Origin of the sequence: Pseudomonas brenneri (assembly GCF_007858285.1) — a bacterium.
Classification (GTDB): Bacteria; Pseudomonadota; Gammaproteobacteria; order Pseudomonadales; family Pseudomonadaceae; genus Aquipseudomonas; species Aquipseudomonas brenneri.
Genome location: NZ_VFIL01000001.1, coordinates 642,524 through 668,181 on the forward strand (window position 1 = coordinate 642,524; position 25,658 = coordinate 668,181).

The following is a 25,658-nucleotide window of genomic DNA, read 5'->3' on the forward strand; positions in this document are numbered from 1 at the left end:
TTGTATGCGTAAACCGATTCTACACAGCGTAAACAGCTTTGTCCGTATTCCTTATCAAATCCCTATGCCCTGGCGGGCGCAAGGGGTTTATTGCACAGGTAGATGCCCAGCAGGATCAACGCCCCACCGAAGAACATCGCAGTGCTGAGCTGTTCGTCCAGCAGCAACGCACCACACACCACCGCCGTCAGCGGGTTGAGGGCGATAAACACACCCGCACGGGTCGCACCGATACGCCGGATACCGTCGTAATACCCGATGTAGGCCAGGGCCGAGCCCAATACGCCGAGGTAAAGCAGGCCCAACAAATGCGGCCAATGGATGGCATCCAGCGCTTGCACTGTCAACCGGCCACTCACCAGGGTGGTGAGGCACAGCATCAAGGTGCCCAGCAGCACCGACCAGGTCACCGTCTGCAAGGGGCCAAGGCTATGGTTCAGCGTGCGTGAGCCCAGGGAATACACGCCCCAACTCAGCACACAGCCAAAAATCAACAGGTCGCCAATCCACGCATCAGCCCTGCCCTGCAACAGCAATGGGTTGCGGCTGACAATCACCCACGCGGCGCCGCCCAGGCACAGCACGATACCCAGCACTTGGCTGCGCCCCAAGCGCTCCTTGAACCACCAGCATGACGCCAGGCCAATCACCGCCGGGTTGAGGGCCACAATCAAGGAGGCGCGCGAGGCATTGATAAAATGCAGGCCATAGAAAAAGCACAGGTTGTAGAAAAAAATCCCGAAAAAGCCCAGCAGCACTAACCGCGCCATTTGCGCAGGCGTCGGACACGCCAGGGGGATCCGGGCAAAGGCCATGAACAGCAGCAACGCCAGGCTCGCCAGGATAAACCGCAGGCTTGCCGTCAGCAGCGGGTCCAGATCTGCGGCGAGGAATCGCCCGGCAACAAAAGTGCCACCCCAGATCATGGTTACGGCCGCGAGCTTGGCGTAGGTCAGGCGGTCACCCGCAAGTACAAAGGTTGAACCGGGCATAAGGATCCTGAGTATTTGGGAGGCTGTTTGGCGTATTATTTTCCTAATGCCAAGTCATCGTAAAATGAGTAAAACCTCATGACCCTCACGCAATTGGAAATTTTCTCGCTGGTGGCACAACTCCAGGGGTTCACCAGTGCTGCCCATCGCCTGGGCATCAGCCAATCGGCGGTGTCCCATGCCATCAAGTCTTTGGAGCTGGAGCTGGGGGTGGAACTGTTCCGCCGCCAACAGTCGCGGGTCGAACTCAGTGATATCGGCCAGCAACTGCTGCTGCGGGCACGGGCGATGCTGGGGCTGGCCACTACGCTGCAACAGGAAGCGGCCGATGCCCGAGGGATGAAAAGCGGTACCTTGCGCATCGGCTCCTTCGGGCCAACTGCATCCATTCGCCTGCTGCCCAGGATCCTCGAACACTTTCGCCAGGCCCATCCGGGGATCGAGGTGCATGTGGACGAAGGCCCCGATCGCCAAGTGCTGCAGTGGCTCGAAGAGCGGCGCATTGACGTGGGCTTTGTGGTGCTGGAACAGGAACGCCTGGACACTGTTGCACTGTTCGAAGACCAGATGGTCGCCCTGCTGCCCGAGGGCCATGCCCTCGCCCATCAAGCCAGCGTCAAGCTCAAGGACTTGTGTCACGACCCGTTTGTCCTGACTGAGGCGGGCTCCTCGGAGTTGGTGGAGCGACTGTTCCACAGTGCCCGGCTCAAGCCCAATGTGCGCTATCGTTGCTCGCAACTGCTCAGCACCCTGGATACCGTCAGCCGGGGTGCGGGTGTGAGTGTGGTGGCCCAGGCCTCATTGCCGCAGGACGGCCAGCCACGCTACGTACAGCGGCCGTTATCGCCCAAGGTCGCGCGGCAGATCGGTTTGGCGGTGCTGGACCGACGCCAGTCCTCTCCGGCGACCCTGGCTTTTATCCAAATGGCGCAGCAACTCTTCCCTTTATCGCAAAAGGCTGTGTAGGCGCCGGCTTGCCAGCGAAGATCCAGAGAGCACCCCGGGGTCGCTGCCTACAGGGGGCTGAACGGCGCTTCATGAGTGCGGGTGTTGCCATGATCGTCCAGGGTGGTGAATTGCACCAGCGCCCCGCCCGCCCCACTGCCCGACGGCCCATGCAGGGTGACGGTAGCGGTGGAACGGGGGGCAAGCATCGGTGGGTCATCATTGCGGTACTGACGGCCATCGGCACCCAGCACAACGCTGGCCAGGCTCACGTGATAAGCACTGGGGTTGTGCACCTGCAGGGCGTTGCCCTTGAGCAAGCGCCATCTCAAGTCTTGAGCCGCCTCCTGCGCTTGCCCTGGCAACCGCGGCGCACGCAAAAACAGTTTGATCCGGCTGCGAAACGCGAGCTGCAGCGCATGGCTTGCGTCCGTCGCCGGCCGGATGCCCAGCACATTCAGCCAATAGACTTGCTCCACATCCGCCGATGCTGGCTCCCCGTGATAAACCACTCTTAGCGCCTGGCCTTGACCTGCATCCATGCGCAGGATCGGCGGAGTCACGGTAAAGGGGACGTCACTGTACTCAGGGCGCACCTGGGGATCACCCGCGTCAATCCAGACCTGCACCAGCCTCGGGCTATCCGCCTGATTCGTCAGGTTGAGCGTGACTTGGCCCGAGGCGGCCGGGTAAATCAGACGGGTCCGGTCAATCACGATTTCAGCGCGGGCACTCCACACCACCAGCCCGCCCAATACCCCCAGCGCCAGACGTACCCAGGTCCAGCTCATCGGTAGCTCAAGGTAAAGGTGGCCAGGCCATTGGCCGTGCCGGGATGAACCGTCGGCTCGGTCTGCAGGTAACGCGCCGTCAGCGTTATCTGAAAGGCGCCATTGCCGGTGCTGCCGGCCTGCCATTGATTGGGGTTATCCGGCGCATTGGAGTCCGCGCCATAACTCAATACGGCGTTGCCATGGAGCAGTTGCAGGGCGACGCCGGTGGCGGTCGAATCGCCCGTCAACGTCAGGCGATCGCTGCGGTTGGCCGGTTGAATCTGGTCGGTCAACGTCAGCAGCACATCTTGACTGCCGCCCGTCCCACCCGCGCACTGCAGCTGGATATCGCGGCTGGCGCTGCCGGCAACACTGCCCACACCCCTGAACTGCGTAGCGGCCACAGCACCCAGATTGATCGGGACCGAGGGTGTGGACACCGAGCAGGTGGGTTTGAGGGGGGGTCCGACAACGATAGACCCGAAGGTGAATAAATGGGGGAAGTTGAACTCCGGATGGACCCTGAACTCTGCAAACGGCTGCGGATACAGCACCCCGCCGCTGATCGTGCCGGTCACGAAGAACACCACTCGAACGCGCACGCCCCAGGTTGCGAGGCCGGGCCGAAGGGGGCCACGCAAGATCGTGATGCCCTGGCTGATGCTCTTCCACTCGCCGCCCTCACGGTCCTGTGCCATCAAGCCAAAACCCACGCCGACCATACCCGTCGTATAGATCGGCAGCGACAACCCGGAGTGGCCAAAATACTTGCCGGTAAACCGCATGTTCCTGGCCACGCCCAGGTACGACCAGTGATCGGAGACGATGCCCGCGGCATAGGAACAACTCACGGCGTTGAGGGCATCGAGCGCATAACCCTGGGGGTTGCCCAAGACCTGCCCCATCCGTGGATTGGCCGGCACACTGATGGACGCGATGGAAAGCGCCACGGGAGGCTCGGGATAGCAACTGACATTGGCCTGCACATCGCAGGCAGCCAGTGTCGCAACGAGCATCAGTGTGGCTAGAAACAACTGGCGCATATTACAGCTCATCGCACGGTCACCTCTCGACCCGCCCTGCCCCTCACGCATTGTCCCTGCACCAGCTCGGCACGGGCCTGGCGTCCGGCTGCCTGGGGTGGCAAGCGGTAGTGGATATAGCAACGGTCGACGGCGGTCTCGCTCCACTTGACGGTGAGCGTGCCCTGATCGGCAATGCCCCTGACAAATGCCTTGCTGGCCTGGCCAATCACCCCGACTTCGCTGCCTTGCTCATCAAATACCTGGGCTGCAAATGGCAACGGCTTGCCGCTTTCCCGCAGGGCCTTGACTACCACCGCCCGCCCCGCCACGGTGGCGAAGCGCAGGCGCGAGACGGCCCCCGAGGTGGGCACGACTTGTTGTGTGGTCTCCTGGAGTTCCACGTCATACGCACTGCCGTCAGGGTCGACGCCCACGGTATTGGCCTGGAACGCCCGCAGCGACGGCACCACGGCATAGCCGTTACGATCAACCCGCAGGTGATGACCGTTGCTCAACCGTGCCCCCTGGGCATCAGGCACGTGAACCAGGGCCGCCGCCTCGCCGAGGTAGTGCGAGAACGTCACACCCTCGTCGTGCACCACCAGGCCGCCGTCGGCACTCAACGAAAGCTGGCTGCTGTCATGGCTCTGGCCATAACCCACCCGCCATGCCGCCGTGCTCGCGTTGTAGCCGGCATGCGCATTGAAACTACTGGTCTGGGCTGACGCGCGGCTGCCAGAGAGGCCATAGTTGAGCGTCGCGTCATCATCCAGCATGCCGTTGATAGCGATCTGCTGCTGACTGCTGCGGCTGTCACCGGTACTGCGGCTCAAGGTGCTGCTCAGACTGGGCGCGCGGAGACTGCTGCCCAATGGCAGCGACAACGTCATCATCAGGCGGTTGTCGACATGGCCGGCGTTGTCCGAGCGAGCAAAGAACACCTGCTCGCTTTCTTCCAGATGGTTGGCCGGATGATGGGCTTCAACTCGCGAGCGCTGGGCGCTGAGGTTCCAGTTGAGCCGGCGCCAGGTGGTGCCATAGCTCAGGTTGTAAGAGGTCTCCCGCCCCTGGTGTGAGCCCCAGTACTGGGTAGAACTGGCATAGAAGCCCAGCGTGCCGGCCCCCAGTTGCTGGCTGACGGTCAGGTCGATACGACTTTTCTGTCGGGCATAGGTGCCAATGTCCAGGCCTTGGCGCCCCAACTCCCGCACGTTGACCGCATCCGTCAGGTTCAGATAGCCCACCGTGGAAAAACGATAGGCCCCCAACACCAGGTGGGTGCCTGTCTGGGCCAGTTGCCTGTTGTACCCCACACCATAATTGCGCCCCGACAGCACAGCGTGCCCAGGGATCCGCGTGCGGGAGCCGGTGGTGTCCAGCGAGAACGCACCCAGGGCGGTATTGAGTGCCAACCCGGCCTTACCCTGGGCATAACCTTGGGCAAAACTGCTCCCGCCATACAGCGTCAGGTCATCCAGCACGCCATGCTGCAGCGCCCCTTGAAACGCCAGGGGAGCCTGGCCCTCAACCCCCTTTTGGCGGACTTGGCCGAACGTCATGTCGTAGCGACTGGCATGGCGGCGCAGCAGTTGCGGCGCCACGGAGAAAGGCACGCTGTAGCTGTATTGGCGACCATCGACTTCCCTGACACTGACGCTCAGATCCCCACCACCTGTGGGATACAAATCACTGATCACAAATGGGCCGGGCGCCACCGTGGTCTCGTACAGCGTATAGCCGTTCTGGCTGACGGTAACGGTTGCATTACTGTCCGCAATCCCCCGCACCACAGGCACATAGCCTTGCTGCGAAGGCGCCAGCATTTGCTCGTCGGTGCCCAGGCTGATGCCCCGCATGCGGGTACTTTCCAGGATCTGGCCGCTGCTGAAGCTGTCACCTACGGTCAGGCGTGATTGCCAGGCCGCCAGGCTGCGTTGCGCGTAGATGGCCGTATTCTGATAAGGCTGGGCACCATCACGCGAATCCCATGCCTGCGCGCCCTGGTGCCGCAAGCGCCAACTGCCCAGGTTGATACCACTGTTCAGGCCCAGGTAGGCACGGTCTTCGCCACTGCCCGCAGTCATGGTCGCGGCACTTAAGTTGTAGCTGAGCAACCCGGCATCGATGCCCTCGTCCCACTGGCTCGGGTCGACGGTATCGCGCGCAGTCGGCGCCAGGTAGAGCTGGGGTACGCTGAGGGCCAGTTGCAGGGCACCGGGATCGACGTTACTGGAGGCCATGGGAATCCACTGCGAGAGATCCCCACACAGCGGGCCGGGGGCTGCGGGCCGGTCAGTTTCAACCTTGTTTTTCACGACACCCAGCCGAGCCAGCAGCGGCCAGTCCAGGCACGGGCTCACATCGGCCTGGCCGGGAAGCTCGATAAACGCCAACTCATGGCGCCCGACTGGCTGGCCATTGAGCTGCACATCAACGCGATATGTGCCAGGCGCCAGGCTGTCGTGGCGGTTGAAGCGGGAAATATCGACTCCCGGTACCAGACCACTGGAAAACGCTTCCAGGTCAAAGGTGACCGAAGACGCCAGGGCCTCAGGGCCGATAAAAACCGTCAGGAGCTGGCTGAACACCACGATGACGGGAAGGCACAGGGCAGCACGCCTGCCCTTCCACAGTTGCATGTAAAAAAACATAAGTCAGACTTCAAGTCGCTAAAGGGGTGCCCAGCGGGGTGCCGAGAACCCACCGAAATCGTCGATGTACTGGAACTGCACCCGCGCATCGGCGGGCACCACCTGCATCAAGGGAGGCAGGGCAAGGTCCAGGCTGGCAAAGGGCGCAACCATGCCTTGCTGGTCGGTCGCAATCACCTGCTCGCCCATCACTACCGCCACCTCATGAAACGTCACATGGAACGGCGATGGGTTGAACACCCTAAGTGCTGCCTGTTTGCCGGTACGCAAGGTCCAGGTCAGTTGCTCGGGTGCATCCTGGGAATTGCCTGACAAGCCCCGGGGCCGGAAAAACACCTTGGTGCGAATGCGAAAGGCAAAACGCAACTGGTTCTGGCGCTCTTCATCCGCGCTGGCTGGCGGCGACCGCGTCTGGGGCGGCACTTCCAGCACGTTGAGCCAGAACAGTGACTCCTTGTCGTCGGGCAACGGCTCCTGGGTGTAGGCCAGGCGTATGGCCTGGCTCTTGCCCGGGTCCAGGCGAAACACCGGTGGGCTGATGCTAAATGGCACATCACTGTGTTCAGCCGTCAGTTGTGCATTGCCCACATCCATCCACACCTGGACCAGACGTGCAGCCTGCTGGTCATCGTTGCTCACCCGTACGGTGATTTCCCGACGCGGCTCGGCATAGATCTGGCGCGTGCCACTGATGATCACCCCGGCCTGCGCCTGCGCGAAGGCCAGGCACAGGCAAATCGCAAGGGGCAGGCGTACGCAAGGCATGGTTCGCGCCCTCGCTTGTCAGGGAAAGATCACCGAATACTGCACCGCCGTACTCACCAGCCCTACTCCCGCCGCACCGCCAGTGGCAATGTAACGTGCAGCAAAGGGCAAGGTCGCCAGCCCGCCTGTGACAGTGGCGGTGGTCGAGACATGGCCGGTACGCAAATCCATCGGCTGCAGGGTTGCGCCGTCGAGAATCTGCACTTCTACTTTGGCGGCGGCGGTTTTTGGGGCGGTATTGCGCAAGTTGCCCGTGGCCGGGTTGATGGCCGGGCTGGTGCTTTCATACAACACGGCAACCTTGGTCGCATCTGCGCAACTGGCGCCACCCCCCACGTAGATAAAAAACGGCTTGGAACTGGCAGTCGCGCCCGCCGTCGACAGGGCACTGGCTTGTACCTTGTCCAGGACTACCGGAAAGTTTGCCCCGGAGCCAGCAACACCGCCAGTTCCGCCACTGATCGTGCAGGTGGTGCCGGTAATTTCGCCCGTCAGGGTAATGGTGCCATCGGCGGCAGAGGCCACAGGTACGAGGAAGCCACTGGCAAGCAACATGACTATCGCCAGGAGGTTGTTTTTCATTACGCAAGTTTTCCTAAGTGTTAAGTAGATGCCTCGGCACACGACGCGCAGGCACAAGCCCGCTCGCCGGATTCGGGCTTAATGACGCAAAAGGGGCTGGATCTTGAATGGCAGGTTGTTTATCAGGGCCAGCACTGATCCAAGCAATAACGCAATGGACCAAACAACCTTTCCTCGTCAAAATGTGTTGCAAAGTTTGGCAAGGTTAAAAAACACCCACAACTGGCCAAGTGGCTAGGTCCGCACGTGAAACATGCTTATTTCCATAGGCCAACTATCCTCCTGACATTCGACGTATTGCCTGTAGCCGTTGCCAGGCGTCTCCCCCCACTTCGCTACAGGCTGCATAAATGCCACTCACCATCAAAGGCCCGCGCAAACGCACCGCCCGTTACTTGATCACAGCCCTGTGTGGCCTGCTGCCGATACTGCTGGGGGTGGTCATCCTGTACATGCAGGCCCAACGGACTCTGGAGCAAAGTACCGAGCAGACGGCCGTCGAGGCCGTGCGCCAGTTCGACCTGATGCTCGACAACACCGCCCTCGCCGCCCAGGCCCTGTTGCCACTGGCAGGCAATGACTGTGACAACGCGGCGCAACTAGCACTTCGCGAGCAAGTCACCCGACGCCCGTTCGTGCGCGCCACCACGCTGTCCTGGCAAAAAACCATTTATTGCAGCTCGTTGTTTGGCGACGCCTATGTGTCACCGGTCAACCCTGACGACTACGTCAATGGCCGCTTGTGGCTGATGAATGGCAACCCGGTCACGCCTGATACCGCACTGTTGGTGTACCGGCTGGTGGACGGTGACAAGGCCGCGTTTGCCTCGATTGACGGCTATCACCTGACAAATGCCCTGCGCCTTATCAGTCGTTATGCTGACTTGGTGTTGCAGGTCGGGCCCAATTGGCTGGGCAGCGACGGCAAAGTCCACGCCACCCCACCACCGGTATTTGCCGTGGCCCACCACCAGCTCGGCTCCCAGCGTTACGCTTACAGCGTGGAGGCCGGGATGCCCGAAGGTGAAGTGTGGCGTTACATGGAAGCGCGCTACCCGGCCTTGTTCAGCCTCCTGGTGTTCTTTGGCGTGCTGGCAGGCGTGCTCGCGCACTGGCTGCAAAAACGCTCCTCAGCGCCCACCCATGAGCTGCAGCGGGCGCTGGGCGCCAATGAATTCGTAGCGTATTACCAACCGGTGGTTCGCGGCGACACCCGGCAATGGGCCGGCTGTGAAGTATTGATGCGCTGGCAGCATCCAAAGGAAGGCCTGGTGCGCCCGGACCTGTTTATCCCCCTGGCCGAGCACTCCGGGCTGATCGTGCCTATGACCCGCGCCTTGATGCGCCAGGTCGCCACACAACTGGCGCCCCACGCCGCTCGCCTGGGCGACAATTTCCATGTGGGGATCAATATCACCGCCAGGCATTGCCAGGACCTGGAGTTGGTGCAGGACTGCCGGGAATTCCTTGCGGCCTTTAAGCCGGGCCAAGTCCTGTTGACGCTGGAGTTGACCGAGCGCGAACTGATCGAACCCACCGACGTGACTCGCCAACTGTTCCAGGCCCTGCACGAACTGGGCGTGCTGATCGCCATTGATGACTTCGGCACTGGCCACTCCAGCCTGGGTTATTTGCGCAACTTCAATGTTGACTACTTGAAAATCGATCAAAGCTTTGTCGCAATGATCGGCGTCGACGCACTATCGCGGCATATACTCGACAGCATCATTGAATTATCCGGCAAGCTTGACTTGGGCATCGTGGCAGAAGGTGTGGAAACCCAAGAGCAATGCGACTATCTGGCGGCGCAAGGCGTGGACTTCTTGCAAGGCTACCTGTTTGGCCGCCCGGTGCCTTTTGACGCCTTCATTAAGTCTTTGCAGTGAAATTGAATATCCATCTAGCAGGATGATGAAATATTGTTATTTATACAAAAGACATGATTTACTCGTGACTCATTAACTACTACAATTTTTCCTGCCTGCGCTGAATCGGCAGGAGAGCCACTTTTTACCGAGTCACGCTGAGGCTCTTGGCTTATAGCTTTGTTTGCAGTTGGTATCAGCCAAATACACTATTGGAGTAAAGATTTTGTCCAGACTCGCCGAATTTCGCGCAGCAGAAAAAGCCCTTCAAGAGCAGCTCGCCCAGCTGGAATCCCTGAAGAACGACGCTGGTTTGAAGAAAGAAATCGAATTTGAAGAAAAACTTCAAGGGCTGATGAAAACCTACGGCAAGAGCCTGCGCGACATCATTTCCATCCTTGATCCAAACCCAGGCAAATCGGGCATCCAGGTAGCTGCCGCACCAAAAACCCGCCGTGCACGCGTGGTCAAGGTGTATCACAACCCGCACACGGGTGAACTGATTGAAACCAAGGGCGGCAACCACCGCGGCCTGAAAGCCTGGAAAGAACAGTATGGCGCAGCCACTGTAGACTCCTGGCTTCGCGGCTAATACTGGCGCACTAATAAAAAGCCCTGCAGACGCAGGGCTTTTTTGTTTTTGCGCTTCGCTTTCAAACCCTGTGGTTTTCGAAAGTGAATTTTGAAATACATTCCAGTGGGTACAAACCCGCCCAGCGGGCGCTGAGCGCCAATGCCGGATAGTTGTGCGCTAATCGTCACTGAACCAGGCCAGGCATCTAGCCTTCACCCATCAAAGTTTCAAGCTTGCACGCACCGAACTGACTTCTTCCTTACTCGCCGCATAAGCATCAGCGTGTCCGGCGTATGAAAAAACATAGGCCTTATTCGTATCAACAGCGCCCACCAGTGTTTGCGAGAGCACATGCCGACCGTTCTCGGTAACGACGCAGGTAGTTTCCAGCGCCTCAAGGCGACTTAAAGTGGTCGAGTGCATCTTGTTACAAACACTTTGATAACCACTGCGGGCAAAGTCCTTCTGGATAGACTTGCGCATCTGAAGCAGCACACCTTGCAGATTGACCACATGTCCAGGCTCGATCGGTGTACCCGTCAGCTCCATGACCATCTGTGTCTCGCCGTTTTCATTGTTCTTTATTGCACGCTGGCGAGATACCGGTGACGGCGTGGCCGGCGCGTCGGCATCCGACACCACTTCTTCTACCTGCCAGCCGCTAGGCCAATGAATCTCGGGATCTGCCGCCAGTACAGCAGTGCTGGCCAAGATCAGGCACAAGGTGCTCAACAGCGGTTTGTTCGATCGGCTCATTGCAAAAAACACTCGAAGTTCAAGCCGTAAAGTTTGAGCCTGCGCGTGGGATGGTCGCAAGGCCCGCGTAAGCTTTTTCATTTGGCGCGGCCGGCGCGGCTTGCGTATCATGGCCCGGCTGCACGGATGCCTGTCAGCCGCAAGCCAAAGGACCGCTCAAGTCACGAGCTGCGTCTGCCCCATTTTTTCTGGAGGGCCCATGAGCCTGCACGAATTGAATACCTTCCCGGGCGTCACTGCCCAACCCGACACCGCCACGTCGAACTTCGTGTTCAACCACACCATGTTGCGGGTCAAGGACATCACCAAGTCGCTGGACTTCTACACTCGCGTCCTGGGGTTCTCCCTGGTTGAGAAACGCGACTTCCCGCAAGCTGAGTTCAGTCTGTACTTCCTTGCCCTGGTCGACAAGGCGCAGATCCCCGACGATGCCGCCGAACGCACCCAGTGGATGAAGTCGATCCCGGGCATCCTGGAACTGACTCACAACCACGGCACCGAAAACGATGCCAACTTCGCCTACCACAATGGCAACACCGACCCGCGCGGCTTTGGCCATATCTGCATTTCGGTGCCGGATATCGTTGCGGCCTGTGAGCGCTTTGAAGCGCTGGGCTGTGACTTCCAGAAGCGCCTGACTGATGGCCGCATGAAAAGCCTGGCGTTTATCAAGGATCCGGATGCGTACTGGGTCGAAATCATCCAGCCAGCGCCGCTGTAAACACCCACAAAAGCTGCACCCACAAAAAAACCCATGATCGCTCATGGGTTTTTTAGTTGCAGGCCTTACGCTCGGATCAGGTGATCAAAAGCACTCAGGGAAGCCTTGGCACCCTCACCCACCGCAATCACGATCTGCTTGTACGGCACCGTCGTGACGTCACCGGCGGCAAATACGCCTGGCAGTGAAGTCTCGCCACGGGCATCGACAATGATTTCGCCACGGGGTGACAGCTCCACCGTGCCTTTGAGCCAATCGGTGTTGGGCAGCAAACCGATCTGCACAAAGATGCCTTCCAGGTCGATGGTCTTGAACTCGCCGGTATCGCGGTCCTTGTAGGCCAGGCCGGTGACTTTCTGGCCATCCCCCTTGACCTCGCTGGTCAGCGCACTGGTGATCACGTCAACGTTTGGCAGGCTGTAGAGCTTGCGCTGCAACACGGCGTCGGCGCGCAACTTGCTGTCGAACTCCAGCAAGGTCACGTGGCTGACAATACCGGCCAGGTCGATGGCCGCTTCAACGCCGGAGTTACCGCCGCCGATCACCGCCACACGCTTGCCCTTGAACAGCGGGCCATCGCAATGCGGGCAGAAGCATACGCCCTTGGCCTTGTATTCCTGCTCGCCCGGCACCCCCATTTCACGCCAGCGCGCACCAGTCGCCAGGATCACGGTCTTGGACTTGAGGGTCGCACCGCTCTCGAAGCGAATCTCATGCAACTCGCCGGGATTTTTCGCCGGGACCAGGCTGCTGGCACGCTGCAGGTTCATGATGTCCACGTCGTACTGACGCACGTGGGCTTCCAGGGCGCTCGCCAGTTTCGGGCCTTCGGTTTCCTGCACCGAGATGAAGTTTTCGATGGACATGGTGTCCAGCACTTGCCCACCAAAACGCTCGGCGGCCACACCGGTGCGGATACCTTTGCGTGCAGCGTAGATTGCAGCCGCAGAACCGGCCGGGCCACCACCGACGACAAGTACATCAAAGGCGTCCTTGGCGCTGATTTTTTCGGCAGCCTTTTCGATGCCGCTGGTATCCAGCTTGGCGAGGATTTCTTCCAGGCCCATGCGACCCTGGCCGAAGTTCACCCCGTTGAGGTAGACGCTGGGCACCGCCATGACCTGGCGCTCGTCGACTTCAGCCTGGAACAGCGCGCCATCAATCGCGACATGGCGGATGTTCGGGTTGAGCACCGCCATCAGGTTCAGCGCCTGGACCACGTCCGGGCAGTTCTGGCAGGACAGCGAGAAGTAAGTCTCGAAGTTGAACTCACCTTTAAGGCTGCGAATCTGTTCAATCACTTCGACACTGGCCTTCGAGGGGTGGCCACCGACTTGCAGCAGGGCCAGCACCAACGAAGTAAATTCATGACCCATGGGGATACCGGCAAAACGCAGGCTGATATCGGCACCCGGGCGGTTGATGGAGAACGACGGCTTGCGCCCGTCATTGCCATCGGTTTTCAGGGTAATCAGCGTGGTGAGGCTGGTTACGTCCTGCAAAAGAGCAAGCATTTCCTGGGATTTCGCACCGTCGTCGAGGGAGGCGACGATCTCGATCGGCTGGGTGACCCGTTCCAGGTATGACTTCAACTGAGCTTTAAGATTGGCGTCCAACATACGGGCGATTTCCTATTAATTCGGTTTATTGCAGACAAAAAAACGCCCGAGCGAATCTCGCCCGGGCGTTTCGTGGGCGGATGCAGCTTACTTAGTCGGTGCGCAACACCGCCCTTGATACTTCACAGACTTAGATCTTGCCGACCAGGTCCAGGGACGGAGCCAGGGTAGCCTCGCCTTCTTTCCACTTGGCTGGGCACACTTCGCCTGGGTGGGCAGCGACGTACTGGGCAGCCTTGATTTTGCGCAGCAGCTCGGAAGCGTCACGGCCAACGCCGCCGTCGTTCAGCTCAACGATCTTGATCTGGCCTTCTGGGTTGATCACGAAGGTGCCACGGTCTGCCAGGCCAGCTTCTTCGATCAGCACGTCGAAGTTGCGGGAGATGGTCAGGGTCGGGTCGCCGATCATGGTGTACTGGATCTTGCCGATGGCTGGCGAGGTGTTGTGCCAGGCAGCGTGGGCAAAATGGGTGTCGGTGGACACACTGTAGATCTCGACGCCCAGTTTCTGGAATTCGGCGTAGTTGTCAGCCAGGTCTTCCAGTTCGGTTGGGCAAACGAAAGTGAAGTCGGCTGGGTAGAAGAATACGACAGACCACTTGCCTTTCAGGTCAGCGTCCGACACGTCTACGAAGTTGCCGTTTTTGTAAGCGGTCGCTTTGAACGGTTTTACTTGGCTGTTGATGATAGGCATCGTTGACTCTCCGTCAGGGGTTAGTAAGTTGATGAGTGAATCCTACCCAGTCTCATCGCCGATGGCTCATTGGCAAACCTGATGCTGCCGATTGGTTTTGGCTATCAACACACTGTATTAATAGAAGAAATCTTAAAGCAGCGGATCGCGGATCTGAGTCATGCCAAGAAAGGGCGTCGCTTCAACATAGCGCATGGCTGACTTCATGTCCTTCCAGCCGACATACGTCATCAACGACTTCAAATCCCAACCGCTGCGATGGGCCCAGGTGGCAAAGCCACGGCGCAGGGAGTGACTGGTGTACTGCTCGGCGGCAATGCCTGCACGCTCAAGGGCCTGGCGCAGCAGCGGGATCACGCTATTGGCATGCAACCCCTCCTCCCCCAGATTGCCCCAGCGATCAATCCCGCGAAACAGCGGGCCGCGCACCAGGGCCGAGGCACTCAGCCATTCAATGTAGGCCTGCACGGGGCACAGGCGCAGCAGCGCGGGGGTTTGATAAGTGCGCCCGAGGTTTTCACGATCACTCTTGCTGCGCGGCAAGTACAAGGTGATGCCCGCGCCCGGCACCGCCTGCACGTGTTCGATCTGCAGCCGGCACAACTCATCGCTGCGAAAGCCGCGCCAAAAGCCCAGCAGGATCAATGCCGCGTCGCGCTTGGCGCGCAACCAGCCCGGGCGATCACCGGCAGCTCGGGCTTGCTCGCCTTCGCGTTCAAGCCAGCCAACCACCTGTTCCAGGTGCTGGAGCTGCAAGGGTTCGGCCTGTTTTTCCTGGGCGGGATGCAAGGCGCGAATCCCCTTGAGCACCTTGCGCACTACCGGCGCCTTGGTGGGGTCGGGAAAGCCCTGGCTGGAATGCCATTGCGCCAGCGCCGACAAGCGCAGTTTCAGAGTATTGACCGATAACACCCCAGCATAGGCCACCAGGTAACGCGCCACGCTGTCGCTGGTGGCGGGCAGGAAACCACCCCAAGTCACTTCAAAGTGCTCGATAGCCGCGCGGTAGCTGCGGCGGGTGTTGTCACGGGTGGCGGCGTTCAGGTAGCGATCAAGTTCACTCATACCGCTATCGGGCAAGCCGGCTCCTACAGGGATTGGTGTACGGACATTGGGCTGCAATTGAGTCCAATGGGCACTGACACGGGATAATACGCCAATATCCCATCTTATAACTCATCAATTTATACGTTTTGTTATTCATGATATATTACGTATATACATACTACATACCACAGTACTAAATCGACGGAGACCCCATGGCTCGCGGCGGCATCAATAAAGCAGTAGTTCAAACGGCACGCCTGGCAATCCTCGCCCGCGGCGAGAACCCCAGCATCGACGCCGTACGCATCGAGATGGGCAATACCGGCTCGAAAACCACCATTCACCGCTATTTGAAGGAACTGGACGAGAGCGAAACCCGCCTCACCATCACCGAGGCGCCCCTCGATGATGAGCTTGGCGAACTGGTCTCACGCCTGGCCCAGCGCCTGAAAGAAAAGGCCCAGGAGCCCATCGACCTGGCCCTGGCGCAGTTCGAGCAGCAGAAAACCGCCCTGCTCACCCAGGTAGAAACACTTGAAGCAGCACACAGCCAGCTCCAACAGCAATTGGATATCCAGGCCGCCGCCCTGGCGCAAGAAAGCGCCGCCCTGCAAACCGCCAGCACCAGCCTGCAGACCGAACAAACCCGCAACGCCGGGCTCAGCCAGGCGTGCAGTGACTACGAGCTACGGATTACGGATAAGGACGAACAGATTCGCTCACTGGAAGAAAAACACCTGCACGCCCGCGATGCCCTTGAGCACTACCGCAACGCCATCAAGGACCAGCGCGAGCAGGAGCAACGTCGCCATGAAGGCCAACTGCAACAACTCCAGGCTGAATTGCGCCAGGCGCAGCAGAGCGCCATGGTGCGTCAGGATGAAATCACCCAGCTGCATCGTGACAATGAGCGGCTATTGATTGAACACCGGATAACGGCGAAGGAATTGGCCGCCCTACAAGAGCAAAGCCGCAAGGATCAAGCCCAGCAACTCAAGCTGAGCGAACAGGTAAGCCTGATCGAGAGCGAACGCACCTTGCTCCAGGAGCGTCTGCGGGTTGCCGTGCTGGACAGCCAGTCACGCCAGGACGCGCTGACCAAGCAGCAGCACACCCACAAGACTGTAGAACTGGACCTGATCAAGGCCCAGGCCACCATCGAGGCGCTGCGCCTGGCTGCCGTCGTTGCAACGGCGCCAGAGGCAACAACCGAGGACTGATCAGCCAGCCACTGGCGTGCGCATGGTGACGAATTCTTCCGCCGCCGTAGGATGCACGCCAATGGTCTCGTCGAAATGCTGCTTGGTCGCCCCCGCCTTGAGGGCGATCGCCAGCCCCTGGACGATCTCGCCCGCATCCGGCCCGACCATATGGCAACCCAGCACCTTGTCGGTGTCTGCATCGACCACCAGCTTCATCAACGTGCGCTCCTGACACTCGGTCAGGGTCAGCTTCATCGGCCGGAAACGGCTTTCGAAGATTTGCACGTTATGCCCATCAGCCCGGGCCTGCTCTTCGCTCAGGCCCACGGTACCGATATTCGGCAAGCTGAACACCGCCGTAGGAATCATCGCGTAGTCCACCGGGCGATATTGCTCAGGCTTGAACAGACGACGCGCCACGGCCATGCCTTCGGCCAAGGCCACTGGCGTCAACTGCACGCGACCAATCACATCACCAATGGCCAGAATCGACGATTCGGCGGTCTGGTACAGATCATCGACCGCGACAAAACCACGCTCGTCCAGCTTGACCCCAGTATGTTCCAGGCCCAGGTTATCCAGCATCGGGCGCCGGCCGGTGGCATAGAACACGCAATCGGCCTCCAGCACACGACCGTCCTTCAAGGTGGCCTTGAGGCTGCCATCGGCCTGCTTGTCGATACGCGCGATATCGGCGTTGAATTGCAGGTCCAGGCCACGCTTGGTCAGCTCTTCCTGCAAGTGCTTGCGCACCGCACCATCGAACCCTCGCAGGAACAGATCACCGCGATACAGCAGCGACGTCTGCGCGCCCAGCCCGTGGAAAATCCCGGCGAACTCCACCGCGATATAACCGCCGCCAACCACCAGCACGCGCTTGGGCAGTGCTTTAAGGAAGAACGCCTCATTGGAACCAATGGCGTGCTCATGCCCTGGGATCTCTGGGATCTGCGGCCAGCCGCCCGTGGCGATCAGGATGTTCTTGGCCGTGAAGCGCTCGCCATTGATCTCGACTTCATGGGGCCCAGTCAGGCGCGCATGGCCTTCATGCAGGGTCACGCCGCTGTTGACCAACAGGTTGCGGTAGATCCCGTTGAGGCGGTTGATCTCGCGATCCTTGTTGGCGATTAGCGTCGCCCAATCAAAATCAGCCTCGCCCAAGGACCAGCCAAAGCCACTGGCCTGCTCGAAATCTTCGGCAAAGTGCGCACCGTAGACCAGCAGCTTTTTCGGCACACAGCCAACGTTGACGCAAGTCCCGCCCAGGTAGCGGCTTTCCGCCACGGCCACCTTTGCGCCAAATCCTGCGGCAAACCGCGCCGCTCGCACACCGCCGGAACCGGCGCCAATTACATAAAGATCAAAATCGTAGGCCATTTCACTCTCCTCGGCAGGGCATCAGGATACCCGCTTGCGCCCAAAAAACCAGAAAGCCACCCGAAGGTGGCTTTCTTGAGACTCAACAGGCAATGCTTGAATCAGTAAGCCTTGCCAGTCTTGTAGAAGTGCTCGTAGCAGAAGTTGGTCGCCTCGATGTAGCCTTCTGCGCCACCACAGTCAAAACGACGGCCCTTGAACTTGTAGGCAATCACGCAACCGTCCTTGGCCTGCTTCAACAGGGCGTCGGTGATCTGGATTTCGCCGCCCTTGCCTGGCTCGGTCTCTTCGATCAGCTTGAAGATATCCGGGGTCAGGATGTAGCGACCAATGATCGCCAGGTTCGACGGGGCGTCTTCCGGCGCCGGTTTCTCGACCATGTCACGTACGCGAATCAGGCCATCGCCGATATCGTCACCAGCGATCACGCCGTACTTGTTGGTTTCCGAAGGATCGACTTCCTGCACCGCAACGATGGTGCAGCGGTATTTCTGGTAGAGCTTGACCATCTGGGTCAAGACACCGTCGCCTTCCAGGTTCACGCACAGGTCATCCGCCAATACCACGGCAAACGGCTCGTCGCCGATCAGTGGGCGACCGGTGAGGATGGCATGGCCGAGGCCTTTCATCTGGGTTTGACGGGTGTAGGAAAACGAGCACTCGTCGAGCAGCTTGCGGATACCGACCAGATACTTTTCCTTGTCGGTGCCCTTGATCTGGTTTTCCAGCTCATAGCTGATGTCGAAGTGGTCTTCCAGCGCGCGTTTGCCACGGCCGGTCACGATGGAGATTTCGTTCAGCCCGGCATCCAGTGCCTCTTCGACGCCGTACTGGATCAGTGGCTTGTTTACCACCGGCAGCATTTCTTTAGGCATGGCCTTGGTCGCTGGCAGGAAGCGAGTACCGTAACCGGCTGCTGGGAACAAGCATTTCTTGATCATAAAAGTCCTTAATAAGGGCTGTGCGTACGAAATTCGGCGCAGTCTAATCAGGCCGCAGCCACCTTACAATGGGCGCTGCTGGCGTTGCGATGTCAACATAGAGAAAAAATGTCGGCGTTAGTTCCGCCCGTGTTCAAACAAGCGGCCCCAGCGGCACTGGAAAAAACCAGCCTGCCCCTGATTTCAAAGGGCCACATCCTTTTTAGCACGCTTTATGGGGTTCGGCACTGACCTGCAACAACTTACGCTCCCCCACGGCATTTGGCGCTATCATTGCCCACTTGAACCAGACCACGAGATTGTTAATCGATGTCAGAACCCAAAGGCGTAAACGGCTACCTGATCACTAAGCGAGCAGACGGCTGGCACCTGATCAATTTTCACGGAGACAGCGTCGCCGGGACCTTCGCGACTGAAAGCCAGGCTATTGCGGTAGCTGAAGTGTTTGTGGACGAGGCCGGTCACGCGTCGAGCAAAAGACCCAAGACCAAGTAAGCCACCGCAACTGCGCAAAAAGCCCCGGCAAACGGGGCTTTTTAGTGTTTGTCTGTACCTTGATGGCCGTTCGCTATAATCTCGCTGAAAACGCCCCACACCAGTGTCAGCACGCCCCTCAACACTTCTGAACGACGACCCTTAGATGAACAAGATCCTGGCACTGACAACGGTCCTGGCGCTCGCCGGCTGCACCACCACTTCCGACATTTATCTGAAAAACGGCGAACAGGGCCTGACCATTGATTGTTCGGGCGAGGCCAATTCCTGGGCCAGTTGCTACGAAAAAGCCGACGCGTCCTGTGCAGGCACCGGTTACCGCATCGTCGGCACCGAAGGCACGCCAGCCTTGAAGGACAGCGAAAAGACCCTGGGCGCGGATGTCGGCAATTTCAAAGGCCGCAGCGTGGTGGTGGTCTGCAAGTAACCCGGGCGGTTACATGTGAATCTCGGCGAACTTGATCCCAAGCCCACGAATGGTGTCGATCAGGTCATCCAGGCGCTCAAAGGATTCGACCTCATCCTGGTCATCCACCAGGAAAAAGCTGCGCCCGCCGCTTTTCTTGAAAAACACAATCCATTCCCCCGAGTTGGCCGGATTTTGAATCACATGGGTCGCAGAGATGTGACCCTCTGCATGCCGCTCTCTAACGCGTTCACGTTTCATAATTGGTTTTCCAGAATGACAATGCCGCTCAAACCCCGGGGTTTGAGCGGCATTTTTTGTGGTCTGCCAATAGTTTAACGGATGCCTTGGCCAATCAGCACGCCATCGACCGTTTGCCCATACAGATTCACGCCGTCATTGGCGTGGAACTTGATGCGCGTTTTCTCCACCGAACCGTCCACCAGGCGTGGGTCCTGCGGGCGCTCGTGGCGGTTGACGTAGGCTGCCACGTCCCAGGCCTGCTGGTCGGTCAAGCTGCCGCCTTTACCCAGCGGCATGTTGTGCTTGATAAAGGAGGCCGCCGTGTTGATCCGATGCATGCCTGCCCCCCAGTTGTAGGAATCCTTACCCCACAACGGTGGCATCACATAGCTGTCGCCCACCTTCTGCCCCTGCCCTTCGGCGCCATGGCACACCGCACACTGAGCCTTGTACACCTCGGCACCCTGCGCCAGGTTGTAGCCCTTGGCCGGTTGCGGCACCTCGGGGTAACCGCGCCCTGGCAACTCCCCCCCCAGTGGCGCCTTGCTCGCCAACCAATAGGCATAGGTCGACAGCGCGGTAATCTCATGGCTGTCCGCGGCCGGTGGCTTGCCGCCGTTCATGCTGAACTGGAAACAGCCCTGCAGGCGCTCGGCGAAGGTGTTGACCTTGTCATTCTTCTTGCGATAGGCCGGGTACATCGGGTACGCGCCCCAGAGCGGCGCCGAATTGGCCAGGCGACCCTGATCCAGGTGGCAGTTGCTGCAGTTGAGGCCGTTGCCGACAAACTGCGGGGCCAGGCGCTTGGTATCGACAAACAACGCATAGCCCTGCATCACCAGCTTGCCGTAGGCGTTGTCGGGCAACTCGCTTTCCTGGGGTGGCTGAAACGCCGTGGCCACTGGAGCCGCAGCTGGCACCTGCAATTGCGACTGATCCTCCATGGCGATCGGTGCCGCCGACACCTGCACACTGATCAACGCAGCCAACACGGGTACAAATGACAGGTTCTTCATGGCTTGACCTCCTGGCCAGGCAAGGAGGCGAAGTAGTTGGCAATCCCCTGCACTTCATCCTCCGTGAGGGATTTGGCCACATGCCCCATCAGGTCATTGGGATCATTGTGCCGGGTGCCACTGCGCCAGGCATTGAGCTGGGCGACCAGATAGGCGGCAGATTGCCCGGAAAGCGGCGGAAACGCCTCGCCAACACCGATACCCGACGGGCCATGACAGCTCACACACGCAGGAATCTGCCGCTCCCAGGCGCCTTGTAGCGCCAGTTTTTCGGCGGGATTGGTCGGAGTGGCACTGCGATGGCCGGCAGGCGCGACCGGCGCCGGCATCGCCGCCAATGTCTGGCTCACCGCCGCGATTTCTTCCTCGGTAAGCGCCTTGGCCAGCGACGTCATCACCGGGTTGCTGCGCGCTCCACTCTTGAAGTCATGCAGTTGCTTGCTCAAATACGCCGCCGGCAACCCCGCCAGCCTGGGGAAACCCGCCGCGGCCAACCCCAGGCCATCAGCACCATGACAGGCCATGCAAGCGGCCGCGCCAGGCTGCGCGCCACCTTCATTGAAAACCTTTTTGCCCTCCAGCGCCTGCGCGCTGCCCAGCATGAGCAGCAGGGCGCCACCCATCAACACTCTCTCCACAGACATCATCACGACTCCATTTTTATAGTTATATGCTTAGACCTACAATGCATAAGCCTACAAATGGTAGGGTAATGAGCGGACAGTCACAACCGTCGAGTAAGAAATCTCAGACAATAAAAAGCCCGGCACTACAACCGCAGTGCCAGGCTTATTGATCGGAGCTGATCGCGTATGAGCGGCGTCGTGGGCTCAGCCGGAAATGCAGTCTTCCGCAGCTTTCTTCACGTCACCCGGGCGAATCGGCACATTGGACATGCTCTCGTAGAGCTTGATGCTGCTACCGCTGGAGCGGTCTTCAATTTCAAAAATGGCGGATGGGTCAGCAGAAAACTTCTGCGGCACAATCACGCGCACACCTTCCTTGTGAGGCTCGATCTGCGACGGACGACGGGTCGAAGACAGCTTCTGCACCACACATGCCGCGTATTCCTGTGGTTTTTTCCCGGAGATAACCGCCAGGGTTGGCGGTGTCTGCTTGATGTCTGAAACCGAAGCACATCCACCTATTGCCAGGGCCAGAACCAATACACTCCACTTCATACAAAACCTCCGATAAAGACCCTACGACAGCGGAGATGGTATTTTTCTCCCGCCCACGTAGGATTTATCCCTGATATATCGGTAAATAACTGTTTTAAATTGTCGAAGACGTCGACGACGACCCGATAATAAACGTGCTGGGGCTGATAAACTCCATCTTAACCTACGTATCGTTCTGATTTTTCAGAAAAAGCCCTTCTGGAGACACCCCCATGAAATTCATCCACCAGCGCGAACACTTGAACGAAGGGGACATTGTCGTCATTGAATGCTCGCAGACCTGCAATATCCGCCTGATGAGCGATGCGAATTTTCGCAGCTTCAAAAATGGTGGTCGCCACACTTATCACGGTGGCGCATTCGACAAGTTCCCGGCCAAGATCACCGCGCCCAGCACCGGGTTCTGGAACATCACCCTGGATGTCGTGACGCGCCGTGCCATCAGCGTCACCCGCAAGCCGGCCTTGTCCCATAAAATCCGCATTGTCCGCCGCACCAGCACCAAACTGAGCTGATTGCGCGGCCCCAAGCCACAGGAATGACCGTGACTCAAACCACCAAATACGTCATCAAGTACAAACTCAACGGTGAACGCCGTTTCGAATTTGCCCAGTTGCACGCGGCCAGCGTCGAAGAGGCCCAAGAGGCCCTGGCGAAAATTCACGATGCCAGTGATGAAATCACTGAAATCACCGTGAGCAAGGCCCTGTAAAACCATTACCGGCGACGGAGTGATTCTGCAAGATGGACACTCATTCCACCGCCGATCTGTTCAACGACGATGCCCTGCAACAACCGGCCGGTCGTGAACAAATCGGCGAACAATCCTACGTTTTCAGAGGCTATGCCCTGCCCTGGCTTGAGCGTTTGTTGCCGGAGTTGCGCGCAGTCCTGACCCAGTCACCGTTCCGGCACATGGTCACCCCCGGCGGGTTTACCATGTCGGCAGCCCTGAGCAGTTGCGGCGAGCTGGGCTGGACCACCAGCCGCCAGGGCTATCGCTACAGCCCCATCGACCCCGAGCGCCAACTGCCCTGGCCCAAGTTGCCGGATGGGCTGCGTGAGTTGGCGATAACGGCTGCCGCCGCCGCAGGGTTTGATGGCTTTGCGCCTGACGCCTGCCTGATCAACCGCTATGTACCAGGCGCCAGGATGTCGCTGCACCAGGACAAGAACGAGCGTGACTTCAGTGCGCCCGTGGTCTCGGTGTCGCTGGGGTTGCCAGCGGTGTTTCTGTTCGGCGGCCATCAGCGCAGTGACAAGCCGCGCAAGATCTCACTGTTCCATGGCGACGTGGCGGTATGGGGCGGCGTCGATCGCCTGCGCTTTCATGGTGTGCTGCCAATCAAGGAAGGCGTGCACCCGCGCATGGGGCCACAACGGATCAACCTGACGTTTCGCGCGGCTGGCTGACCCGGTGAATTCAACCGCAAGCAACGGAGTGTCCGGCCCCACCGTAGCGATTATCCTGGCCATTGATCCCTTGCCGAGCTACTGCCATGAGCACTGAAGATGATCTGCGCTGGGCGGCCATTGTCGCCCGCGACCCCGCGGCCGACCAGGCCTTCGTCTATGGGGTCAAGACTACCGGTGTGTACTGCCGGCCCAGCAGCAGCGCACGCCAGCCGCTGCGCAAAAACGTCGAATTCTTCGACACGCCACAGCAAGCCGAAGCGGCCGGGTACCGCCCCAACAAACGTACCTCGGCCGATCAAACCCAGGTTGCACAACGCCATGCACACTTGGTCGCTGCCGCCTGCCGCCACATCGAGCAGGCCCAGACCCTGCCCTCCCTGGAAGACCTGGCCAACGGCGCCGGCTTGAGCCCGTTCCACTTTCACCGGGTGTTCAAGACCCTGACCGGGCTGACGCCAAGGGGCTACGCCCACGCCCATCGTTCACGCAAGGTGCGGGCCCACCTTCAAGACAATCAGTCGGTGACCAATGCGCTGTACGACGCAGGCTTCAACTCAAACAGCCGCTTCTATGAATCAGCCGACCAGTTACTCGGCATGAAACCCAGCGACTACAAGGCCGGTGGCACCCATAACGATATCCACTTTGCCGTCGGCGAGTGTTCCCTGGGCGCGATACTGGTGGCGCAGAGCAATCGCGGAGTCTGCGCGATCCTCCTGGGCGACGACCCGGACCAACTGGCGCGCGACCTGCAAGACCAATTCCCGCAGGCCAATGTGATCGGTGCCGACCCTGGATTTGAACAACTGATCGCCCAGGTGGTGGGGTTTATCGAAGCACCAGCCCTGGGCCTGCACCTGCCTCTGGATCTGCGCGGTACCGCTTTCCAGGAGCGGGTCTGGCAAGCACTGCGGGAAATTCCGGTGGGCAGCACCGCCAGCTATGCCGACATCGCCAAGCGTATCGGCGCACCCAGCGCCTTTCGCGCCGTGGCCCAGGCCTGTGGTGCCAATAGCCTGGCCGTGGCGATTCCCTGTCACCGCGTGGTGCGCAGCGACGGCCATCTTTCGGGCTACCGTTGGGGCGTGGAACGCAAGCAGCAGTTGCTCCAGCGCGAACGCCGCACCCCGCATGAACAGCCACCTGCGTCCAGTGAATAATACAAACTGGCCTTGCCCTGGCCGCCCCTGTTAAAAATGCCGGGCAGTCCTTCCTGAGCGTTCCACCCCTGGAGAAACGATCCATGAGCACCTGGCCAGACACCCGGATTCTTGACCTGCTGGGCATTGAACTGCCGATCATCCAGGCCCCCATGGCCGGCAGCACCAGCCCACAGATGGTGATCGCCGCCAGTGCGGCCGGCGCCTTGGGCTCGATGCCAGCGGCCACGTTGAATATCGAGCAACTGCGCCAGGCCCTGATCACCATTCGCCAGGCCAGCGACCGCCCGTTGAACGTCAACTTCTTCTGCCATCAGCCACCGACCCCCAACCCCGAGCGCGACTGCCAGTGGAAGGACCTGCTGGAGCCTTACTACCGTGAGTTGGGTGCCGACTTTGAAGCGCCCACCCCGGTCTCCAACCGCGCACCGTTCGACAATGCCAGCTGCGAGGTGGTGGAAGAGTTCCGCCCCGAAGTGGTCAGTTTTCACTTCGGCCTGCCGGAAAAAGCCCTGCTGGACCGGGTCAAGGCCACCGGGGCGAAAGTAGTGTCGTCCGCCACCACCGTCGAAGAGGCCATCTGGCTGGAACAGCATGGCTGTGACGCGATTATCGCCATGGGTTACGAGGCCGGGGGGCATCGCGGGATGTTTCTCAGCGACCGCCTTACCAGCCAGATCGGAACAATGGCCCTGGTGCCGCAAATCGTCGATGCCGTCAGCGTGCCGGTGATCGCCGCCGGTGGGATTGGCGATGCGCGGGGGATCGTCGCTGCATTCGCCCTCGGGGCCTCGGCCGTGCAGATCGGCACGGCGTATCTGTTCACGCCCGAAGCCACCATCACGCCCGCACACCGCCAGGCGCTGCACAGCGCCCAGGCCAGCGATACGGCACTGACCAATCTGTTTACCGGGCGCCCGGCGCGAGGCATTGTCAATCGTGTGATGCGCGAACTGGGACCGATCAATCCCACCGCCCCAGCGTTTCCACTGGCTGGCGGTGCTTTGATGCCATTGCGCGCCCTGGACGAGGCCGGTTTCAGCAGCCTGTGGGCCGGCCAGGCACTGCGCCTGGGGCAAGACCTGACAACCCGCGAACTGACCCTGGACCTGGCCCGGCAAGCCCTGATGCAACTCAACAAGGGTTAAGCCCCTGAGACAACTTTGCACTGTACCGACGATGGCGAACCGCTATATATTCCCGTACATAGCG

At 59.8% G+C, this 25,658-nt stretch carries 28 protein-coding genes; 12 read left to right on the top strand and 16 right to left on the bottom strand.

Annotation, left to right across the window (positions count from 1 at the left end; all coding sequences use genetic code 11):
- Positions 1-62: 62 nt before the first annotated feature.
- A complete protein-coding gene (locus FJD34_RS02760; protein ID WP_032860589.1) occupies positions 63-992 on the bottom strand; it encodes a DMT family transporter in 930 nt (309 codons plus the stop codon).
- A 78-nt stretch (positions 993-1,070) separates the two neighbouring features.
- On the opposite strand from FJD34_RS02760, the gene FJD34_RS02765 reads away from it, so the two are divergent.
- Positions 1,071-1,958, top strand: a complete 888-nt coding sequence (locus FJD34_RS02765; protein WP_032860590.1) for a LysR family transcriptional regulator — start codon at positions 1,071-1,073, stop codon at positions 1,956-1,958.
- Between the two features lie 47 nt (positions 1,959-2,005).
- Here FJD34_RS02765 and FJD34_RS02770 read toward each other — a convergent pair whose 3' ends face one another.
- The 5 genes from FJD34_RS02770 to FJD34_RS02790 are packed head-to-tail and all read right to left on the bottom strand — an operon-like array spanning position 2,006 to position 7,733.
- Positions 2,006-2,728, bottom strand: coding sequence for a fimbrial biogenesis chaperone (locus tag FJD34_RS02770; RefSeq protein ID WP_090291024.1), 723 nt, complete (start codon positions 2,726-2,728; stop codon positions 2,006-2,008).
- A complete protein-coding gene (locus FJD34_RS02775) occupies positions 2,725-3,765 on the bottom strand; it encodes a fimbrial protein (protein WP_157695978.1) in 1,041 nt (346 codons plus the stop codon). The genes FJD34_RS02770 and FJD34_RS02775 overlap by 4 nt, the downstream gene beginning before the upstream one ends.
- On the bottom strand, positions 3,762-6,374 hold the full coding sequence (locus FJD34_RS02780) for a fimbria/pilus outer membrane usher protein (RefSeq protein ID WP_223232750.1): 2,613 nt from the start codon (positions 6,372-6,374) through the stop codon (positions 3,762-3,764). Before FJD34_RS02780 ends, FJD34_RS02775 begins: the two co-directional genes overlap by 4 nt.
- Positions 6,375-6,404: 30 nt before the next feature.
- Complete coding sequence (locus tag FJD34_RS02785) at positions 6,405-7,151, bottom strand: fimbrial biogenesis chaperone (RefSeq protein WP_090291022.1); 747 nt, start codon at positions 7,149-7,151, stop codon at positions 6,405-6,407.
- A gap of 18 nt (positions 7,152-7,169) precedes the next feature.
- Positions 7,170-7,733, bottom strand: a complete 564-nt coding sequence (locus FJD34_RS02790) for a fimbrial protein (RefSeq protein WP_032860593.1) — start codon at positions 7,731-7,733, stop codon at positions 7,170-7,172.
- Between the two features lie 350 nt (positions 7,734-8,083).
- Between FJD34_RS02790 and FJD34_RS02795 the strand changes: the two genes are divergently transcribed.
- Entirely contained in the window at positions 8,084-9,619 is a 1,536-nt protein-coding gene (locus FJD34_RS02795) for an EAL domain-containing protein (protein ID WP_090291021.1), read from the top strand.
- A 205-nt stretch (positions 9,620-9,824) separates the two neighbouring features.
- Positions 9,825-10,190 carry a histone-like nucleoid-structuring protein, MvaT/MvaU family gene (locus FJD34_RS02800; protein ID WP_029294664.1) on the top strand — a complete coding sequence of 122 codons (366 nt, stop codon included), beginning with the start codon at positions 9,825-9,827 and terminating at the stop codon, positions 10,188-10,190.
- Between the two features lie 201 nt (positions 10,191-10,391).
- On the opposite strand, the gene FJD34_RS02805 is transcribed toward FJD34_RS02800, so the two are convergent.
- Complete coding sequence (locus FJD34_RS02805) at positions 10,392-10,928, bottom strand: DUF4946 domain-containing protein (protein ID WP_223232752.1); 537 nt, start codon at positions 10,926-10,928, stop codon at positions 10,392-10,394.
- Positions 10,929-11,127: 199 nt separating this feature from the next.
- On the opposite strand from FJD34_RS02805, the gene gloA reads away from it, so the two are divergent.
- Positions 11,128-11,649 carry a lactoylglutathione lyase gene (gloA, locus tag FJD34_RS02810; RefSeq protein WP_090291019.1) on the top strand — a complete coding sequence of 174 codons (522 nt, stop codon included), beginning with the start codon at positions 11,128-11,130 and terminating at the stop codon, positions 11,647-11,649.
- A gap of 65 nt (positions 11,650-11,714) precedes the next feature.
- Here gloA and ahpF read toward each other — a convergent pair whose 3' ends face one another.
- From ahpF to FJD34_RS02825, 3 genes are all read right to left on the bottom strand, one after another.
- Entirely contained in the window at positions 11,715-13,268 is a 1,554-nt protein-coding gene (gene ahpF / locus FJD34_RS02815; RefSeq protein ID WP_065943266.1) for an alkyl hydroperoxide reductase subunit F, read from the bottom strand.
- 130 nt (positions 13,269-13,398) lie between these two features.
- A complete protein-coding gene (gene ahpC / locus FJD34_RS02820) occupies positions 13,399-13,962 on the bottom strand; it encodes an alkyl hydroperoxide reductase subunit C (RefSeq protein ID WP_010210361.1) in 564 nt (187 codons plus the stop codon).
- 132 nt (positions 13,963-14,094) lie between these two features.
- Positions 14,095-15,027, bottom strand: coding sequence for a site-specific integrase (locus FJD34_RS02825; RefSeq protein ID WP_065943267.1), 933 nt, complete (start codon positions 15,025-15,027; stop codon positions 14,095-14,097).
- Between the two features lie 194 nt (positions 15,028-15,221).
- On the opposite strand from FJD34_RS02825, the gene FJD34_RS02830 reads away from it, so the two are divergent.
- Complete coding sequence (locus FJD34_RS02830) at positions 15,222-16,229, top strand: DNA-binding protein (RefSeq protein ID WP_065943268.1); 1,008 nt, start codon at positions 15,222-15,224, stop codon at positions 16,227-16,229.
- Here the strand turns inward: FJD34_RS02830 and gorA are convergent, their stop codons facing one another.
- Positions 16,230-17,588, bottom strand: a complete 1,359-nt coding sequence (gorA, locus tag FJD34_RS02835; RefSeq protein ID WP_090291018.1) for a glutathione-disulfide reductase — start codon at positions 17,586-17,588, stop codon at positions 16,230-16,232.
- A 101-nt stretch (positions 17,589-17,689) separates the two neighbouring features.
- The gene (gene galU / locus FJD34_RS02840; protein WP_029294645.1) at positions 17,690-18,529 is read right to left on the bottom strand and encodes a UTP--glucose-1-phosphate uridylyltransferase GalU; all 840 of its coding nucleotides are present in this window, start codon (positions 18,527-18,529) and stop codon (positions 17,690-17,692) included.
- Between the two features lie 309 nt (positions 18,530-18,838).
- On the opposite strand from galU, the gene FJD34_RS02845 reads away from it, so the two are divergent.
- Positions 18,839-19,024, top strand: a complete 186-nt coding sequence (locus tag FJD34_RS02845; protein ID WP_032860603.1) for a hypothetical protein — start codon at positions 18,839-18,841, stop codon at positions 19,022-19,024.
- A 145-nt stretch (positions 19,025-19,169) separates the two neighbouring features.
- Positions 19,170-19,451 (top strand): YgdI/YgdR family lipoprotein, encoded by a 282-nt coding sequence (locus FJD34_RS02850; protein WP_065943270.1) that lies wholly within the window; start codon positions 19,170-19,172, stop codon positions 19,449-19,451.
- A gap of 9 nt (positions 19,452-19,460) precedes the next feature.
- On the opposite strand, the gene FJD34_RS02855 is transcribed toward FJD34_RS02850, so the two are convergent.
- The 4 genes from FJD34_RS02855 to FJD34_RS02870 all read right to left on the bottom strand — a co-directional run bounded on the left by FJD34_RS02855 (position 19,461) and on the right by FJD34_RS02870 (position 21,870).
- Positions 19,461-19,691, bottom strand: a complete 231-nt coding sequence (locus FJD34_RS02855; RefSeq protein ID WP_032860607.1) for a hypothetical protein — start codon at positions 19,689-19,691, stop codon at positions 19,461-19,463.
- A 74-nt stretch (positions 19,692-19,765) separates the two neighbouring features.
- A complete protein-coding gene (locus FJD34_RS02860; RefSeq protein ID WP_090291017.1) occupies positions 19,766-20,689 on the bottom strand; it encodes a c-type cytochrome in 924 nt (307 codons plus the stop codon).
- The gene (locus FJD34_RS02865) at positions 20,686-21,336 is read right to left on the bottom strand and encodes a c-type cytochrome (RefSeq protein WP_032860610.1); all 651 of its coding nucleotides are present in this window, start codon (positions 21,334-21,336) and stop codon (positions 20,686-20,688) included. The genes FJD34_RS02860 and FJD34_RS02865 overlap by 4 nt, the downstream gene beginning before the upstream one ends.
- Before the next feature lie 183 nt (positions 21,337-21,519).
- Positions 21,520-21,870: a hypothetical protein gene (locus FJD34_RS02870; protein ID WP_029294633.1), complete on the bottom strand. Its 351-nt coding sequence runs from the start codon at positions 21,868-21,870 to the stop codon at positions 21,520-21,522.
- Between the two features lie 212 nt (positions 21,871-22,082).
- Between FJD34_RS02870 and FJD34_RS02875 the strand changes: the two genes are divergently transcribed.
- The 5 genes from FJD34_RS02875 to FJD34_RS02890 all read left to right on the top strand — a co-directional run bounded on the left by FJD34_RS02875 (position 22,083) and on the right by FJD34_RS02890 (position 25,594).
- Positions 22,083-22,385, top strand: coding sequence for a DUF1883 domain-containing protein (locus FJD34_RS02875; RefSeq protein WP_003173824.1), 303 nt, complete (start codon positions 22,083-22,085; stop codon positions 22,383-22,385).
- A gap of 29 nt (positions 22,386-22,414) precedes the next feature.
- Complete coding sequence (locus tag FJD34_RS28025; RefSeq protein WP_090293131.1) at positions 22,415-22,582, top strand: hypothetical protein; 168 nt, start codon at positions 22,415-22,417, stop codon at positions 22,580-22,582.
- Between the two features lie 32 nt (positions 22,583-22,614).
- Positions 22,615-23,283, top strand: coding sequence for a DNA oxidative demethylase AlkB (alkB, locus tag FJD34_RS02880; RefSeq protein WP_032860612.1), 669 nt, complete (start codon positions 22,615-22,617; stop codon positions 23,281-23,283).
- An 86-nt stretch (positions 23,284-23,369) separates the two neighbouring features.
- Positions 23,370-24,446 (top strand): bifunctional DNA-binding transcriptional regulator/O6-methylguanine-DNA methyltransferase Ada, encoded by a 1,077-nt coding sequence (gene ada / locus FJD34_RS02885; protein WP_032860613.1) that lies wholly within the window; start codon positions 23,370-23,372, stop codon positions 24,444-24,446.
- 83 nt (positions 24,447-24,529) lie between these two features.
- A complete protein-coding gene (locus FJD34_RS02890) occupies positions 24,530-25,594 on the top strand; it encodes an NAD(P)H-dependent flavin oxidoreductase (protein ID WP_032860614.1) in 1,065 nt (354 codons plus the stop codon).
- Positions 25,595-25,658: the final 64 nt, after the last annotated feature.